Below are 14,838 nucleotides of genomic sequence, written 5' to 3'. Positions count from 1 at the left end.
ACCCATACCGTTCAGAACACCGAGGCGTAGGCACCCAGTTCCACCTGGATCGACTTGACCCGGGTGTACTGTGCCAGCGACAAAATGCCGTTCTCGCGCCCTACGCCAGACTGCTTGTAGCCACCGACCGGCATCTGCGCGGCGGACTCGCCCCACGCGTTGATCCAGCAGATGCCCGCTTCGAGCTGATGGATCACGCGGTGCGCGCGGGTCAGGTCCTGGGTGACGATGCCGGCAGCCAGGCCAAACTCGGTGTCGTTGGCACGGCGGATCACTTCTTCTTCGGTGTCGTAGGCGAGGATGCTCATGACCGGACCGAAGATTTCTTCGCGCACGATGGTCATTTCGTCGTTGCAGTCGGTGAACACCGTGGGGGCGACGTACGCGCCTTGGGCCAGGGCGCCCTCGGTCAGGCGCTCGCCGCCAATCAGCAACCGGGCGCCCTCTTCTTTACCCTTGGCGATGTAGCTCAGCACGCTTTCCATGTGAGGGAAGCTCACCAGCGGGCCGAAGTTGGTGGTTTCCACGGTCGGGTCGCCCACGCGGATGCGTTTGACGCGCTCGACGATCTTGGCTTCGAAGTCAGCCTTCAGGGCGCTGGGCACGAACACCCGAGTACCGTTGGTGCACACCTGGCCGGAGCTGTAGAAGTTGGCCATCATCGCGATGTCGGCGGCCTTGTCCAGGTCGGCGTCGCTGAAGATGATCAGCGGCGACTTGCCGCCCAGCTCCATGGTCACTTCCTTGAGGGTGGACGCCGAGGCACTGGCCATGACTTTCTTGCCGGTGTCGGTGCCGCCGGTGAAAGAGATCTTCTCGATCAGCGGGTGCTCGGTGAGTGCGGTACCCAGCTCACGGCCGCTGCCGGTCAACACGTTGAACACACCGGCCGGCAAGCCCGCTTCGGTGTAGATCTCGGCCAGTTTCAAGGTGGTCAGCGAGGTGACTTCGCTGGGTTTGAAGATCATCGCGTTGCCGGCGGCAAGCGCCGGGGCCGACTTCCACAGGGCGATCTGGATCGGGTAGTTCCACGCGCCGATGCCGGCAGTGACGCCCAGCGGCTCGCGGCGGGTGTAGACGAACGAGGTGTCGCGCAGCGGGATCTGCTCGCCTTCAATGGCCACGGCCAGGCCCGCGTAGTACTCCAGCACGTCGGCACCGGTGACGATGTCGACGTAACGGGTTTCGGAATAGGACTTGCCGGTGTCGAGGGTTTCGAGCATGGCCAGTTCATCGTTGCGCTCGCGCAGCAGGTCGACCGCCTTGCGCAGCACTCGCGAACGCTCCATGGCCGTCATCGCGGCCCAGATTTTCTGACCTTTCTCGGCGCTTTCGATGGCGCGGTCGACGTCTTCGCGATTGGCCCGCTGCACCTTGGCCAATACCTCGCCGGTGGCCGGGTTGATGGCGTCGAAGGTCTCGCCGCTGCTGGCGTCGACATAACCACCGCCGATGTAGAGTTTTTGCAGATCGAAACGGGCCATAAATCCCTCGCGAAGGTGTGAATGTGATGACGGGCTGGCCGGCAGGGCGCCGTGCCCGGATTGCCTACAGAGTATTTGTTTTATATTGAACGATCAATCAACAATCGCTAAGCTCTGCGACAAAGCGCCACACCTGACGGCTGAAATGTCTGCAAAGTGGGCGCACTAGAGGCCTTTAAAGGCCCTGCGGCGAAAAACGGCGCTTCAAAGACCGTGACAACAACCTGCGCCCACTACCCCTTGCTCTGCCTGGAGCCTTCGTGCAATGAGTTCTGTCTCCCTCAAACCGCCGGCACCGGTTCGGCTCAACCGCTCGGTGTTCTACACCACAGCCACACTGATCCTGGTACTCACCGCTGTGCTGATCGCCACCCCTGACCGCGCAGGTCGCTGGCTAGGCGCTGCCCAGACCTGGCTGTCGCTGACCTTCGGCTGGTACTACATGCTGATGATCGGTGCCTATCTGGTCTTCGTGATCGCGCTGGCCTTCTCTTCGTTCGGCAAGCTCAAGCTGGGGGGCCCCAATGACCGGCCCGATTTCAGCTACGGCGCCTGGGCCGGCATGCTGTTCTCTTCCGGTATCGGCATCTCGCTTCTGTATTTCGGTGCATCCGAGCCGCTCGACCATTTCTACAACCCGCCCCAAGGCACGCCGCAGAGCCTCGAGGCCGCGCGCCAGGCGTTGCAACTGAGCTTTTTGCATTGGGGCCTGCATGGGTGGGCGATCTATGCGCTGGTGGGCCTGGCAGTGGGTTATTTTGCCTACCGCAACGGCCAGCCACTGGCACTGCGCTCGGCGCTGTACCCCTTGATGAAGCAGCGCTGGGTGCAGGGTTGGGCGGGCAACGCGGTGGACGTGTTCGGCATGTTCGTCACCCTTCTCGGCCTGGTTACCAACCTGGGCATCGGCGCACTGCAGGTGTCGTCGGGGCTGGAGTATCTGTTTGGTTGGCAACACAGCCAGGCCAACCTGCTGCTGGTAATCCTGGTCATGAGCACCGTGGCCACGATCGCTGCGGTCTCCGGGGTCGAGAACGGCATCCGCCGGCTGTCGAACCTGAACATCGTGCTGTTCAGCGGCCTGCTGCTATTCGTGCTGTTCTTCGGCCCGACCCTGCATCTGATCAACGGCTTGGTGCAAAACCTGGGCGATTACCTCAACGGCATCGTGCTCAAGACCTTCGACCTCTACGCCTACCAGCCGGCCCCGGCCAAGGCTGAGCGCTGGTTAGGGCTGTGGACCGTGTTCTACTGGGCCTGGTGGATTTCCTGGGGCCCGTTCGTGGGCATGTTCATTGCGCGCATTTCCCGTGGCCGCACGGTGCGCGAAGTGGTCTGGGGCGTGCTGTTGATCCCCTTGGGCTTTACCTTGGCGTGGTTGTCGATATTCGGCAACACCGCCCTGGACCTGGTGATGAACCACGGCGCCGCGCAGTTGGGGCAAACGGCACTGGCGGAGCCTTCGATGTCGATCTACCAACTGCTGGAGTATTTCCCCGCCGCCAAGCTGGTGGTGGGCGTGGCGGTGTTCGTGGGGTTCGTGCTGTTCCTCACCCCGGCTGACTCCGGCGCTGTGATGATGGCCAACCTCTCGTGCGTCGGCGGCGAAGTCGACGAAGACGCGCCCCACTGGCTGAGAATCTTCTGGTCTGCACTGATCACCCTGGTGACGGTGGGGTTGTTATTCGCGGGCAACTTCGAGGCGATGCAGACCATGGTGGTGCTCGCCGGGCTGCCGTTTTCCGTGGTGCTCGCCGTGTTCATGTGGGGCTTGTACACAGCCATGCGCGATGACACCGCCCACGAGCAGGAGCAGTTCGAGCGGTTCAGGGCTGAGCGCGATGCGCACGCCACGGCCCACCCGGCGCTGCCACAACGCCGCAGCGCCTGAAGCGGGCCTGGGCGGCAGCCAACCCGCCCAAGCTGGCCGTATCAGGTGCCGAACAACCGGTTCAGGCAGGCAAGCCGCTTCTTGTAGGCCTGGCGAGCCTCCAGCGCCTGCTCCAGCGTCACCGGCACAAAGCGCGCCTTCTGGTTGGGTTGCATCTGGCCGATCAGGTCGAGGTCGGCGCTGATGACCGTACCGATCATCGCGTAGCCACCGCCAGACACCGCATCACGGTGCAGCACGATCGGCTCAAGCCCCGCCGGCACCTGGATCGACCCGATCGGGTAGCAGCTGTCGACGATGTTGGACGGGTCGGAGCCGGCACCAAAAGGCTGCTCGCGCGGCTTGAACGCCAGCGGGTTGCCGCCCTTGAAGCGGTAGCCGATGCGGTCGGCCTCTGAGCCCACGGCCCAGGTGTCTTCGAAAAAACCGACCGCCGCTTCTGCGGTCAAGCGCTCGTGGTAAAGGCCCGGCACCACACGCAAGGTCACCTCGCCGCCGAGTGACTGGCGCAGCGCCATAGGCAGGCTAGCCCCCGCCTGGCTACGGCCGCTGGCCGCCCCCAGCGCCAGCCGATCACCGGCCAGCAGCTTGCGGCCCTGGTAGCCACCCAACGCACCGAGGGCGTAGGTCGAACGGCTGCCCAGCACCTCGGGCACCTCGATGCCTCCGGCCAGCGCCAGGTAGGCTCGCGCACCGCCACGGGGAAAGTCGAACTGCAGCACTTGCCCGGCCCGCACCTCGAACGCCGTGCTGTGGTGTTGCGCGACCCCGTCGAGCTTCGGCGTCATGTTCGCCCCACACACCGCGACCAGCGCATCCGTCTCGAATACCAGCTCCGGGCCCACCAGTGTGCACTCAAGGGCCGCGGCGCCTTCAGGGTTGCCCACCAGCAGGTTGGCCGCCCGCAAGGCGTATTGATCCAGCGCACCGCCCGGCGGAATGCCCAGGTGGTAGTACCCTTCGCGCCCCATGTCCTGGACGGACGTCGCCAGGCCCGGCTTGATGACCTCGATCATGCCAACACCTCCTGCAAGGTTTTCGGGTAGCCGTGGGGGTCGGCCAGAAAGGCATCCAGCGAAAACGCCACGGGGCGGATCTTCAGGTCGAAGCGCCCCGCTTCGACCTCGGCCAGCGCCCGGTCGTAGGCGGGGCGGTCGATGGGCTTGAACTGCACGATGTCACCCGGGCGGAAGAACACCATGTGCTCTTGCAGGTAGGCCAGCCGTTGCGCCGGGTCATAGATGGGCGCCGGTGTGACGCCGAACATCTGATAGCCACCGGCGCCGCGCACCGAGTAGATGCAGCCGAAACAACCGCCGTGGCCGAGGGTGTGCTTGGGCGTGTCGGTGCGCGGGCGCAGGTACTTGGGCACCTGCAACTGCCGCTGGCGCTCGACCATCTGGAACATGAACGGCAACCCGGCGACAAAGCCCACCATCGAAACGAACCAGGGCGCGCCACTGTGCGCGGCAATGAACGCGTCGACATCGGCCAGGCCGTTGATGCGGGCGGCGTACTCCAGGTCGGTGCTGGATGGGTCCTGATGGCGATCACGAAAACGCATGAGGGTTTCGTGGGTCCAGGGGTCGTTATAAAGCACCGGAATTTCAATGATGCGCGTCTGAATGCTGCGCTCGGCCACCGCCTCGCGCTCGGCGCCTTTGACCGCCTCCAGCAGGCGCTGCGGCGCCAGGCGATCGGGGTCGAAACGAATCTGGAACGAGGCATTGGCCAGGCACACGTCCAGCACCCCATCCAAATCCAGCCGCTCCACCGCGCGGGTAATCGCCATGCCCTTGAAGAACGCCTCAAGCGACATACTCTCGCTGACCTCGGCGAACAGATGCTCATCAGCGCCGAAGCTGTAGCGAATCGAATCACTCATGCCCTACCCCCTGTTGCTTAGCCCACCATCAATCAGTTGAACGCACGAACCTTGATGCCCGCCTCGTCCAAGGCCACTCGGGTCGCCTCGGCCAGGCCCAGCGCGCCGGGGGTGTCGCTGTGCAGGCAGATCGAATCGAAAGCGATTTCAAGGTCTTGCCCTGACACCGTGCGCACCTTGCCTTGCTGGCAGGCACGCAACACCCGCTCGGCTACCTGGGCGGGCTCGTAGGCCCGGGCATTGCGGGTGAAGACGATCGAGCCGCTCACGTCGTATTCGCGGTCAGCGTAGAACTCACGCACCACCGGCTGGCCATAGGCGGTGGCCACTTGCCAGATCATCGAGCCGGGCATGCAGTACAACCACAACTGGGGCGCCACCCGCCGCAGGCTCTGCACCAGCAAGGTGGCGGCCTCTTCGTCACGCGCCAGGTGCATGTAGAGGGCGCCGTGGGGCTTGATGTGCTGCAGCGCAAGGCCCTGATCGCGGGCCAGCTCACGCAGTGCGCCGAGTTGGTAGAGCATGTCGTCGACCAGCTCGCGGGCCGGCGCCTGGATGTGCCGCCGGCCGAAGCCGACCAGGTCGCGAAAGCCTGGGTGCGCACCGACGGCCACACCCTGCTGGCGGGCACGCTCCAGGGTCTTGCGCATGGTGCCTGGGTCGCCGGCATGAAAGCCGGTGGCGATGTTGGCCGAGCTGATCAAGCCCATCAATTGCTCATCGACACCGTCGCCGATGGTCCAGGGGCCGAAGCCTTCGCCCATGTCCGAGTTCAGATCTACCGCCTGCATACCGAGAGCTCCTGCTGTGAGTGCATGGGCTTGAAAGTAGGGCTCGCGGCTGGCCCTTGGGAAGATCTATTATCAGACCACCTTCGTTCTGAAAAACAGATACTTCCCGGAGCCCTCATGTCGTTGACCCTGCGCCAGATTCGCTACTTCGTCGCGACTGCTGAAACCGGCCAGATCTCGCAGGCGGCGATTCACCTGAACATTTCTCAATCGGCGATCACCACCGCGATCAAGGAGCTCGAAGGGCTGTTGGGCAGCCTGCTGTTCCAGCGCTCGGCCCAGGGGATGAGCCTGACCGACGCCGGCCGGCATTTTCTCAACCGTGCCTATGTGATCCTGCGCAGTGTCGACGACGCCCTCAATAGCCCCCTGCCCGAGGCGAGCGCCCGCGGCCAGCTGAACCTGGCCGCCAGCTACACGGTGCTGGGCTATTTTCTGCCGCACCACCTGCAGCGGCTCGAACACTGGCAACCGGAGGTGCATATCCAGGTGCACGAACGCGAACGCCAGGCCATCGAAGAGGGGCTACTGCAGGGCGAATTCGACATGGCCGTGGTGCTCACTGCCAACCTCACCCACCCCGATATCTTTTCCGAGACGCTGTTCAACTCCGAACGGCGGCTGTGGCTGCCACATCAGCACCCGCTGTGCGAGCGCCCCAGCGTCAGCCTGCGCGATGTGGCCGAGCTGCCGTACATCTCGCTGACGGTCGACGAAGCCGAGCACAGCGCCATGCGCTACTGGGCCAAGGCCAGGCAACGCCCGAACATCCGCGTGCGCACCAGCTCGGTGGAGGCGGTGCGCAGCATGGTTGCCAACGGCAGCGGCGTGGCGATCCTCTCGGACCTGGTACACCGGCCCTGGTCGCTGGAAGGCAAGCGCATCGAAACCCGCACGCTCAGCGATGAAGTCACCCCCATGAGCGTGGGCCTGGCCTGGCACCGGGAGCGGGCGTTCACCCCGGCGATGCAGGCGTTGCGGGATTACTTTCATGGCGCATTTCTGGCGCCGCAGCAGCAGGCGGCGCGCCGCTGAGCCCGGGTGGCGGCGCAGGTACCCGGCCCAGCATGAGCTAATACCCAATGATTATTTCCCCCCGCCCGGCCCTTGGTTTAGCGTGCCCGCTCACAACCCCGCACTCGGCACGGCCGCTGACTACCACCACCTGAAGCCGCTCCACTGCCTGGTCGCGACGCCTCTCATTGTTCAAGGGCCGTCCCATGCCAGCTTCGTTTTTTCCATCGCCTACCCGCCGCGCCTGGGGCGCAGCGCCATCCCAGCGTTACGACCGCCTTGCCGCGCCGTTTCGCCCCTTGTTCGCGCGCATCCGCGAAAGCGCCGTTGCGCGAGAGCTCAACCGAACCTTGCCGCTCACTGAGCTGGGCTGGCTCAAAGACAGCGGTTTCACCGCACTGCGCGTGCCACAGGACTACGGCGGGGCGGGGGCCACGCTGCCGGAGCTGTTCGGCCTGCTCACCGAGCTGGGTGAGGCCGACTCGAACCTGGTGCAGGCGCTGCGCGGGCATTTCAGCTTTGTCGAGAACCTGCTCAACAGCCACGATGCGCAGCGCCGCGAACGCTGGCTGGTGCGCGCCGGCAAGGGCGAGACCATCGGGCCGGCCGGCAGCGAGGCAGGTAACGCCAAGCGTGCCGAGTTCTCCACCCGCCTCATCCCGGACGGCGCCGATTGGCGCCTGGAAGGCACCAAGTTCTACACCACCGGCGCTTTGTATGCGGACTGGATCGACGTAGGCGCCACCGACCCGAATGGCAACCGGGTCAATGCCAGCGTGCGCCGCGATGCGCCGGGGGTGCAGGTGCTGGATGACTGGAACGGTTTCGGCCAGACCCTCACCGCCAGCGGCACCGCGCACTTTCGCGAAGTGGCAGTGCGCGCGGCGGAGGTCACCTCGGTTGAAGAGCGCTTTGCCTATTCGCCGGGGTATCTGCAGCTGTTTCACCTGGCCAATCTGGCCGGCATGGGCCGGGCCATGAGCGATGAAGTGGCCGCCGCCGTGGCAGCGCGCACCCGCACCTTCAGCATCGGCAATGCTGACCGGGTGAGCCAGGATGCGCAGATCCTCGCGGTAGTCGGCCAGGTGCGCAGCGCGGCCTACTGCGCAGGTGCCATCGCCCAGCAGAACGCCTTTGCCCTGCAGCGTGTGTTCGAGGCGCGCAATGGTCACGCACTGGCCGAAGAGGCAGCGCTTGCCGAGCTTGAGATATGCCAATCGCTGAATGTGGTCGCCGACCTGATCATCGACGGCGCCGGGCGCCTGTTCGACGCCTTGGGCGCGTCTGCCACGCTCAAGCCCAATGGGCTGGACCGTTTCTGGCGCAACGCACGCACCCTGGCCTCGCACAACCCACGGGTGTACAAGGAGCGCATCGTCGGCGACTACGCGGTCAACGGCACCCCGCCGCCGCCCCAGTGGAAGATCGGCGTGGCCTGAGGGCTGCAGCGATCAAGTGGACGGTTCAGATCGCCACCAGCCCCCGCACGCCGTCGCGCTCCATGTCCACCCCGCGCCCCTGGCTGACAATCTCGCCCCGGGCCATCACTAGGTACTGGTCGGCGAGCTCGGCGGCGAAGTCGTAGAACTGCTCTACCAGCACGATCGCCATGTCGCCACGGGCGGCGAGCTGTTTGATCACCCCGCCGATTTCCTTGATCACCGAGGGCTGAATGCCTTCGGTGGGTTCGTCGAGGATCAGCAGCCGCGGTTGGCTGGCCAGCGCCCGGCCGATCGCCAGCTGTTGTTGCTGGCCACCGGAAAGGTCGCCCCCGCGGCGGTGTTTCATTTGCTCGAGCACCGGAAACAGCTCGTAGATGAACGCCGGCACCGCCCGCGCCTGGCGCGCCGGAAAGCGCGACAGGCCCATCAGCAGGTTTTCTTCCACACTCAGGCGCGGGAAGATTTCCCGGCCTTGAGGCACATAGGCGATGCCGGCCTGCACGCGCTGGTGTGGCTTGTGCCCGGTGATCACCCTGCCCTCCCAGCTCACCTGGCCCTCGCGGGCCGGCAACAGGCCCATCAGGCAGCGCAGCAAGGTGGTCTTGCCCACGCCATTGCGGCCCAGCAAGCACGTCACCTCGCCCACCCTGGCCTGGAACGTCAGCCCGCGCAGGATGTGGCTGCCGCCATAATATTGATGCAACTGTTCAACGTTGAGCATGTGCAGCTCCTGTCAGCGGCCCAGATACACTTCGATTACCCGCTCGTTGGCCTGAACCTGCGCCAGCGAGCCCTCGGCCAGCACGCTGCCCTGGTGGAGTACAGTCACGTGGTCGGCGATGCTGCCGACGAAACCCATGTCGTGCTCCACCACCATCAAGGAATGCTTCCCGGCCAATTGCTTGAACAGCTCGGCGGTGAATTCGGTTTCGGCATCGGTCATGCCCGCCACCGGCTCGTCGAGCAGCAACAATTGCGGCTGTTGCACCAGCAGCATGCCGATCTCCAGGAACTGCTTCTGCCCGTGCGACAGCAGCCCGGCGGGGCGTTGCCGGGCCCCGGCCAGGCCGATGGTCTGCATCACCGCCTCGATGCCATCGCGCTGTTGGCCAGTCAGGCGGGCCCGCAGGCTGGCCCATACCGACTTGTCGGCACGCTGGGCCAGCTCAAGGTTTTCGAACACGGTCAGTGCCTCGAACACCGTAGGCTTCTGGAACTTGCGGCCAATGCCGGCCTGGGCGATGCGCACTTCGCTCATGCGCGTCAGGTCCAGGGTTTCGCCGAACCAGGCCTGGCCGGTGCTGGGCCGGGTCTTGCCGGTGATCACGTCCATCAGCGTGGTCTTGCCGGCGCCGTTGGGGCCAATGATGCAGCGCAGCTCACCCACGCCGATGTACAGGTTCAGATCGTTCAAGGCCTTGAAGCCGTCGAAGCTCACGCTGATGCCTTCGAGGGTAAGCACGGTGCCGTGGCGGGTATCCAGGCCCTTGCCAGGCGCTGCGCCCAGGCCGATGGCCTCTCGCGGGTCAGCGGCGGTACGCGCGGTGTTCATGCGGCCTCCTTGCGTTTGACCAGGCCGATCACGCCCTTGGGCAGGTACAGGGTGACGCCGATGAACAGCGCGCCCAGAAAGAACAGCCAGAACTCGGGAAAGGCCACGGTGAACCAGCTCTTCATGCCATTGACCACCCCGGCCCCCAGCAGCGGGCCCACCAGGCTGCCGCGGCCGCCCAAGGCCACCCACACTGCCGCCTCGATGGAGTTGGTCGGCGACATCTCGCTAGGGTTGATGATGCCTACCTGGGGCACGTAGAGCGCCCCGGCCAGGCCGCACAACACCGCACTGAGCACCCAGATGAACAGCTTGTAGCCGCGAGGGTCGTAGCCGCAGAACATCAGCCGGTTTTCCGCGTCGCGCACCGCGGTCAGCACCCGGCCGAACTTGCTGCGCGACAGCCGCCAGCCCAGCCACAGGCTGCCGGCGAGCAACGCCACCGTCAGCAGGAACAGCACCGCGCGGGTGGCCGGGGCGGTGATGGAAAAGCCCAGCACGGTCCGGAAACCGGTAAAGCCGTTGTTACCGCCGAAACCGGTTTCGTTGCGAAAGAACAGCAACATCCCGGCGAAGGTCAGCGCCTGGGTCATGATCGAGAAGTACACCCCCTTGATCCGTGAGCGGAAGGCGAAGAAGCCGAACACCAGCGCCAAGAGGCCAGGCGCCAGCACCACCAGGCACAGCGCCCAGAGAAAATGCGAGGTGCCATACCAGTACCAGGGCAGCTCGGTCCACGACAGAAAGGTCATGAATGCCGGCAGGCCGTCGCCTGCGCTCTGGCGCATCAGGTACATGCCCATGGCATAGCCACCCAAGGCGAAGAACAAGCCATGGCCCAACGAGAGCAGCCCGGCATACCCCCACACCAGGTCCAGGGCCAAGGCCACCACGGCGTAGCAGAGGATCTTGCCCACCAGGGTCAGGCTGTAAGCCGACACCTGCAGGGGGTTGCCGGCCGGTAGCAACGACAGCAGGGCCATGGCTATCAGCCCAAGGCCCACCACGGCGGCGAGGGCAGCGGCCAGGCGCGGCCCGGCCTTGTGCGTTGCGGTGATCATCAATGGCTGATTCATCAGTCGATTACCCGCCCTTTGAGTGCGAACAGCCCTTGCGGGCGTTTCTGGATGAACAGAATGACCAGCGCCAGGATCAGGATTTTGCCCAGCACTGCACCGATCTGTGGTTCCAGCAGCTTGTTGGCGACCCCCAGGCCCGCCGCGGCCCAGACGCTGCCGGCCAGCTGGCCCACGCCGCCGAGCACCACCACCAGGAACGAATCGATGATGTAGCCCTGGCCGAGGTCAGGCCCGACATTGCCCACCTGGCTCAGCGCAACGCCGCCCAGGCCGGCGATGCCCGAGCCCAGGCCGAAGGCGAGCATGTCGACCCGGCCAGTCGGCACACCACAGCATGCGGCCATGTTGCGGTTCTGAGTGACCGCCCGCACATTCAGGCCCAGCCGGGTCTTGTTCAGCAGCAGCCAGGTCAGCAGCACCACGGCCGAGGCAAAGCCGATGATCACCAGGCGGTTCCAGGGCAGCACCAGGTTGGGCAGCACCTGCAGGCCACCGGAGAGCCATGCCGGGTTGGCCACCTCGACGTTCTGCGCACCGAACAGCACGCGCACCGCCTGGATCAGCATCAGGCTGATGCCCCAGGTGGCGAGCAAAGTTTCCAGCGGCCGCCCGTAAAGGTGGCGAATGATCGTGCGCTCCAGCGCCATGCCCACGGCCGCCGTCACGCCGAAGGCCACCGGCAGCGCCAGCAGCGGGTACCACTCCAACCACCCTGGCGCATAGCGCTGGCAGAGCAGTTGCACGCAATAGGTGGCGTAGGCGCCGAGCATCAGCATCTCACCGTGGGCCATGTTGATCACGCCCAGCAAGCCGAAGGTGATTGCCAACCCAAGCGCCGCCAGCAACAGGATCGAGCCCAGCGACAGGCCGCTGAAGGCTTGCCCGAGCCATTCGCCGATCATCAGCTGGCGCTTGATCTGCGCCAGGCTGGTCTGCGCGGCGGTGCGCACCGCCGTGTCGGTTTCGGTGTCGCCAGCGAGCAGGTTCTGCAGCCGCGCCTGGGCCATCGGCTCACCGGTTTCGCCCAACAGGCGCACCGCCTGCAAGCGCACCTGGGCATCGTTGGCGGTCAGCTGAAGGTTGGCCAGCGCCAGGTTCAGCGCGCTGCGCAGCGCACCCTCCGGCGCCTGTGCAGCCTGTTGCTGCAGCCAGGGCAATTGCTCGGGCCGGGCGCTGTTTTGCAATTGGCGGGCGGCCTCCAGGCGCTGCTCAGGGGTGCCGGCCAGCAGGCGCTGGCTGGCCAGCGCCGTCTCGGCCAGGCCGCGCAGGCGGTTGTTCAGCCGCAGCTTGCGCGGGGCATCCTGCGGGTCGGCCGGCGGCGTGAACTGGCCGCCGGTTTCGATGTAAGGGCGCTTCTGGCTGTCAGCGGCCAGCCGCCCTTCGGCAATGGCCAGCACCAGCCCGGCGCGCGCCTCGCTGGGCGACGCGGCCCAGTGTTCGAGTAACGCAGCTTGCCCGGCATAGTCGGCGCTGACGAAGGCGGCCGCATCGCTGGGCGCACCTATTTCGGCCTCGGCGGCCAGCAGCCGCACCGGCACCAGCAGCAACACAGCCAGCAACAGGCGTGAGAAATAAGTCGGCATGAGGGTTGTCCTGCAGTGAACCCAGGGTGGCGCCCCGCTCGCCCGAGCGGCGAGGCGCCTGCGCATCACTTGCTCTTGACCGGGTGGTCCGGTTTGCTTTCGTTACCCGGGATGTACGGGCTCCACGGCTGGGCGCGGATCGGTTCCTGGGTCTGCCAGACCACGTTGAACTGGCCGTCATCCTGGATCTCGCCGATCATCACCGGCTTGTGCAGGTGGTGGTTGGTCTTGTCCATGGTCAGGGTGAAGCCCGACGGTGCCTTGAAGGTCTGCCCGGCCATGGCCTCGCGCACCTTGTCGACATCAAACGACTTGGCTTTCTCGGCCGCCTGCGCCCACATGTGGATACCGACGTAAGTGGCTTCCATCGGGTCATTGGTGACCACGGTGTCGGCGTTGGGCAGGTTGTGGGCCTTGGCGTAGGCTTTCCAATCGGCCACGAACTGCTTGTTCACCGGGTTCTCCACCGACTCGAAGTAGTTCCAGGCGGCCAGGTTGCCCACCAGAGGCTTGGTGTCGATGCCGCGCAACTCTTCTTCGCCCACCGAGAACGCCACCACCGGTACATCGGTGGCTTTCAGGCCCTGGTTGGCCAGTTCCTTGTAGAACGGCACGTTGGAATCGCCGTTGACGGTCGAGACCACGGCCGTTTTGCCGCCGGCAGAGAACTTCTTGATGTTGGCGACGATGGTCTGGTAATCGCTGTGGCCGAAGGGGGTATAGACCTCTTCGATGTCGCTGTCCTTCACCCCTTTGGCGTGAAGGAACGCGCGCAAGATCTTGTTGGTGGTGCGCGGGTAGACGTAGTCGGTGCCCAGCAGGAAGAACCGTTTGGCGCCACCGCCCTCCTCGCTCATCAGGTACTCCACCGCAGGGATCGCCTGCTGGTTGGGCGCAGCACCGGTGTAGAACACGTTTGGCGACATCTCTTCGCCTTCGTACTGCACGGGGTAGAACAGCAAGCCGTTGAGCTCTTCGAACACCGGCAGCACCGACTTGCGCGAGACCGACGTCCAGCAGCCGAACACCACCGCCACCTTGTCCTGGGTGATCAGCTGGCGCGCCTTTTCGGCAAACAGCGGCCAGTTGGAGGCTGGGTCGACCACCACCGGCTCGAGCATCTTGCCGTTCACGCCGCCATGCTTGTTGATGTCGTCGATGGTCATCAACGCCATGTCCTTGAGCGAGGTCTCGGAGATGGCCATGGTGCCGGACAGCGAGTGCAAAATGCCGACCTTGATGGTGTCGGCCGCTTGCGCGGTCCAGGACAGCCCCATGGCGGCGATCGAGGCGCTGAGTGTGAAGGCTTTGATCAAGCTGCGACGTTTCATCGTTATCCGCTCCATTGAATGTGATTTGTTCGGTTGGCCGGGCGGCCACGGCAGTGTGATCAAAGGCCCGCGTTCGACTCCACGTATGCACGCTGGCGAGCCATGTGCAGCATGTGAATCGTGATTTTGCGCACTTCTTTTTTGCTGATTTCGATATGGCTCTTCAGCAATTGCTGCGCTTGTTCGGTACGGCGCTGGAAGATCGCAGTGAGGATCTGCCCATGTTCTTCATAGGTGGCGTTGATGCGAGGCACCTGGGTGAAATCCAGGCGGCGGATGATGCGGATCTTCTCGGTGATCTCGAAATGCATGCGCGCCATCTCGCTGTTGCCAGTGGCCTGCACCAGCGCGCAGTGGAAACGCTCATCGAGCGCCGAGACCTGCTGGGTGTCGGCCAGCCGTTCACTGGCGGGCACCAGCCAGAGCCGGCGCAGCTCCTCCAGCACCGGGTTGGCTTCGATGTCGGCCTGGCCCAGCCGAGCCAGTGCTGCGGTTTCCAGGACGATACGAACGTCGTAGAGCTCTTCGAAATAGTTGAAGTCGAACGGCCGCACTTGCCAGCCGCTGCGGAAATACACCTCCAGGTAACCCTCCCGCTCCAGCCGATACAGCGCCTGGCGCACCGGCGTACGGCTGGCCTCCACCCGCTCGGCCACATCGGTTTCGCTGAAGCGGTCGCCGGGCAGCAGGCGAAACTCGAAGATGTCGTTTTTCAGTTGCTGGTAGATACGCTCGGCCATGTTGTCCGGGCGGTCCTTGGAGCGGGTGGGTCGGGAGATCTGCATG

Annotated in this window: 13 protein-coding genes; 3 read left to right on the top strand and 10 right to left on the bottom strand. The window is 64.9% G+C overall.

The annotated features are described in order from the left end of the window. Positions 1–11: 11 nt before the first annotated feature. Positions 12–1,484, bottom strand: coding sequence for a betaine-aldehyde dehydrogenase (gene betB, locus F474_RS09440; RefSeq protein ID WP_097085401.1), 1,473 nt, complete (start codon positions 1,482–1,484; stop codon positions 12–14). A gap of 265 nt (positions 1,485–1,749) precedes the next feature. On the opposite strand from betB, the gene F474_RS09435 reads away from it, so the two are divergent. Continuing rightward, positions 1,750–3,375, top strand: coding sequence for a BCCT family transporter (locus F474_RS09435; RefSeq protein WP_097085402.1), 1,626 nt, complete (start codon positions 1,750–1,752; stop codon positions 3,373–3,375). A 41-nt stretch (positions 3,376–3,416) separates the two neighbouring features. On the opposite strand, the gene F474_RS09430 is transcribed toward F474_RS09435, so the two are convergent. From F474_RS09430 to F474_RS09420, 3 genes are read right to left on the bottom strand one after another with little or no spacing between them, the layout of a single operon-like run. Beyond that, positions 3,417–4,391, bottom strand: a complete 975-nt coding sequence (locus F474_RS09430) for a biotin-dependent carboxyltransferase family protein (RefSeq protein ID WP_097085403.1) — start codon at positions 4,389–4,391, stop codon at positions 3,417–3,419. Further along, positions 4,388–5,260 (bottom strand): allophanate hydrolase subunit 1, encoded by an 873-nt coding sequence (locus F474_RS09425; protein ID WP_097085404.1) that lies wholly within the window; start codon positions 5,258–5,260, stop codon positions 4,388–4,390. Before F474_RS09425 ends, F474_RS09430 begins: the two co-directional genes overlap by 4 nt. A 32-nt stretch (positions 5,261–5,292) precedes the next feature. Further along, the gene (locus tag F474_RS09420) at positions 5,293–6,051 is read right to left on the bottom strand and encodes a 5-oxoprolinase subunit PxpA (protein ID WP_097085405.1); all 759 of its coding nucleotides are present in this window, start codon (positions 6,049–6,051) and stop codon (positions 5,293–5,295) included. A 117-nt stretch (positions 6,052–6,168) separates the two neighbouring features. Between F474_RS09420 and F474_RS09415 the strand changes: the two genes are divergently transcribed. Together F474_RS09415 and F474_RS09410 are read left to right on the top strand one after the other, a co-directional pair. Beyond that, positions 6,169–7,086, top strand: a complete 918-nt coding sequence (locus F474_RS09415) for a LysR family transcriptional regulator (protein WP_097085406.1) — start codon at positions 6,169–6,171, stop codon at positions 7,084–7,086. A 185-nt stretch (positions 7,087–7,271) separates the two neighbouring features. Continuing rightward, positions 7,272–8,504: an acyl-CoA dehydrogenase family protein gene (locus F474_RS09410; protein WP_097085407.1), complete on the top strand. Its 1,233-nt coding sequence runs from the start codon at positions 7,272–7,274 to the stop codon at positions 8,502–8,504. A gap of 25 nt (positions 8,505–8,529) precedes the next feature. Here the strand turns inward: F474_RS09410 and urtE are convergent, their stop codons facing one another. From urtE to F474_RS09380, 6 genes are all read right to left on the bottom strand, one after another. Beyond that, positions 8,530–9,228 carry an urea ABC transporter ATP-binding subunit UrtE gene (gene urtE, locus F474_RS09405; RefSeq protein ID WP_097085408.1) on the bottom strand — a complete coding sequence of 233 codons (699 nt, stop codon included), beginning with the start codon at positions 9,226–9,228 and terminating at the stop codon, positions 8,530–8,532. A 12-nt stretch (positions 9,229–9,240) separates the two neighbouring features. Further along, positions 9,241–10,059: an urea ABC transporter ATP-binding protein UrtD gene (gene urtD / locus F474_RS09400; RefSeq protein ID WP_097085409.1), complete on the bottom strand. Its 819-nt coding sequence runs from the start codon at positions 10,057–10,059 to the stop codon at positions 9,241–9,243. Further along, positions 10,056–11,135 (bottom strand): urea ABC transporter permease subunit UrtC, encoded by a 1,080-nt coding sequence (urtC, locus tag F474_RS09395; protein WP_097085410.1) that lies wholly within the window; start codon positions 11,133–11,135, stop codon positions 10,056–10,058. Before urtC ends, urtD begins: the two co-directional genes overlap by 4 nt. Beyond that, on the bottom strand, positions 11,135–12,721 hold the full coding sequence (gene urtB / locus F474_RS09390) for an urea ABC transporter permease subunit UrtB (protein WP_097085411.1): 1,587 nt from the start codon (positions 12,719–12,721) through the stop codon (positions 11,135–11,137). The genes urtC and urtB overlap by 1 nt, the downstream gene beginning before the upstream one ends. Positions 12,722–12,786: 65 nt before the next feature. Further along, the gene (urtA, locus tag F474_RS09385; RefSeq protein ID WP_097085412.1) at positions 12,787–14,052 is read right to left on the bottom strand and encodes an urea ABC transporter substrate-binding protein; all 1,266 of its coding nucleotides are present in this window, start codon (positions 14,050–14,052) and stop codon (positions 12,787–12,789) included. 59 nt (positions 14,053–14,111) lie between these two features. Then, entirely contained in the window at positions 14,112–14,837 is a 726-nt protein-coding gene (locus F474_RS09380) for a GntR family transcriptional regulator (protein WP_097085413.1), read from the bottom strand. Between the last annotated feature and the right edge of the window lies 1 nt (position 14,838).

Origin of the sequence: Pseudomonas sp. URIL14HWK12:I12 (assembly GCF_003097135.1) — a bacterium.
GTDB lineage: Bacteria > Pseudomonadota > Gammaproteobacteria > Pseudomonadales > Pseudomonadaceae > Aquipseudomonas.
The sequence above is the reverse complement of the archived record's forward strand: the minus strand, read 5'-3'. Positions and strand labels throughout refer to the sequence as shown.

Bases quoted from the DNA above. Each gene is read 5' to 3' on its own strand.
- betB (WP_097085401.1), bottom strand. From the start codon at position 1,484: ATGGCCCGTTTCGATCTGCAAAAACTCTACATCGGCGGTGGTTATGTC.
- F474_RS09425 (WP_097085404.1), bottom strand. From the start codon at position 5,260: ATGAGTGATTCGATTCGCTACAGCTTCGGCGCTGATGAGCATCTGTTC.
- F474_RS09415 (WP_097085406.1), top strand. From the start codon at position 6,169: ATGTCGTTGACCCTGCGCCAGATTCGCTACTTCGTCGCGACTGCTGAA.
- urtD (WP_097085409.1), bottom strand. From the start codon at position 10,059: ATGAACACCGCGCGTACCGCCGCTGACCCGCGAGAGGCCATCGGCCTG.
- F474_RS09430 (WP_097085403.1), bottom strand. From the start codon at position 4,391: ATGATCGAGGTCATCAAGCCGGGCCTGGCGACGTCCGTCCAGGACATG.
- F474_RS09420 (WP_097085405.1), bottom strand. From the start codon at position 6,051: ATGCAGGCGGTAGATCTGAACTCGGACATGGGCGAAGGCTTCGGCCCC.
- F474_RS09380 (WP_097085413.1), bottom strand. From the start codon at position 14,837: ATGCAGATCTCCCGACCCACCCGCTCCAAGGACCGCCCGGACAACATG.
- F474_RS09435 (WP_097085402.1), top strand. From the start codon at position 1,750: ATGAGTTCTGTCTCCCTCAAACCGCCGGCACCGGTTCGGCTCAACCGC.
- urtA (WP_097085412.1), bottom strand. From the start codon at position 14,052: ATGAAACGTCGCAGCTTGATCAAAGCCTTCACACTCAGCGCCTCGATC.
- urtE (WP_097085408.1), bottom strand. From the start codon at position 9,228: ATGCTCAACGTTGAACAGTTGCATCAATATTATGGCGGCAGCCACATC.
- F474_RS09410 (WP_097085407.1), top strand. From the start codon at position 7,272: ATGCCAGCTTCGTTTTTTCCATCGCCTACCCGCCGCGCCTGGGGCGCA.
- urtB (WP_097085411.1), bottom strand. From the start codon at position 12,721: ATGCCGACTTATTTCTCACGCCTGTTGCTGGCTGTGTTGCTGCTGGTG.
- urtC (WP_097085410.1), bottom strand. From the start codon at position 11,135: ATGAATCAGCCATTGATGATCACCGCAACGCACAAGGCCGGGCCGCGC.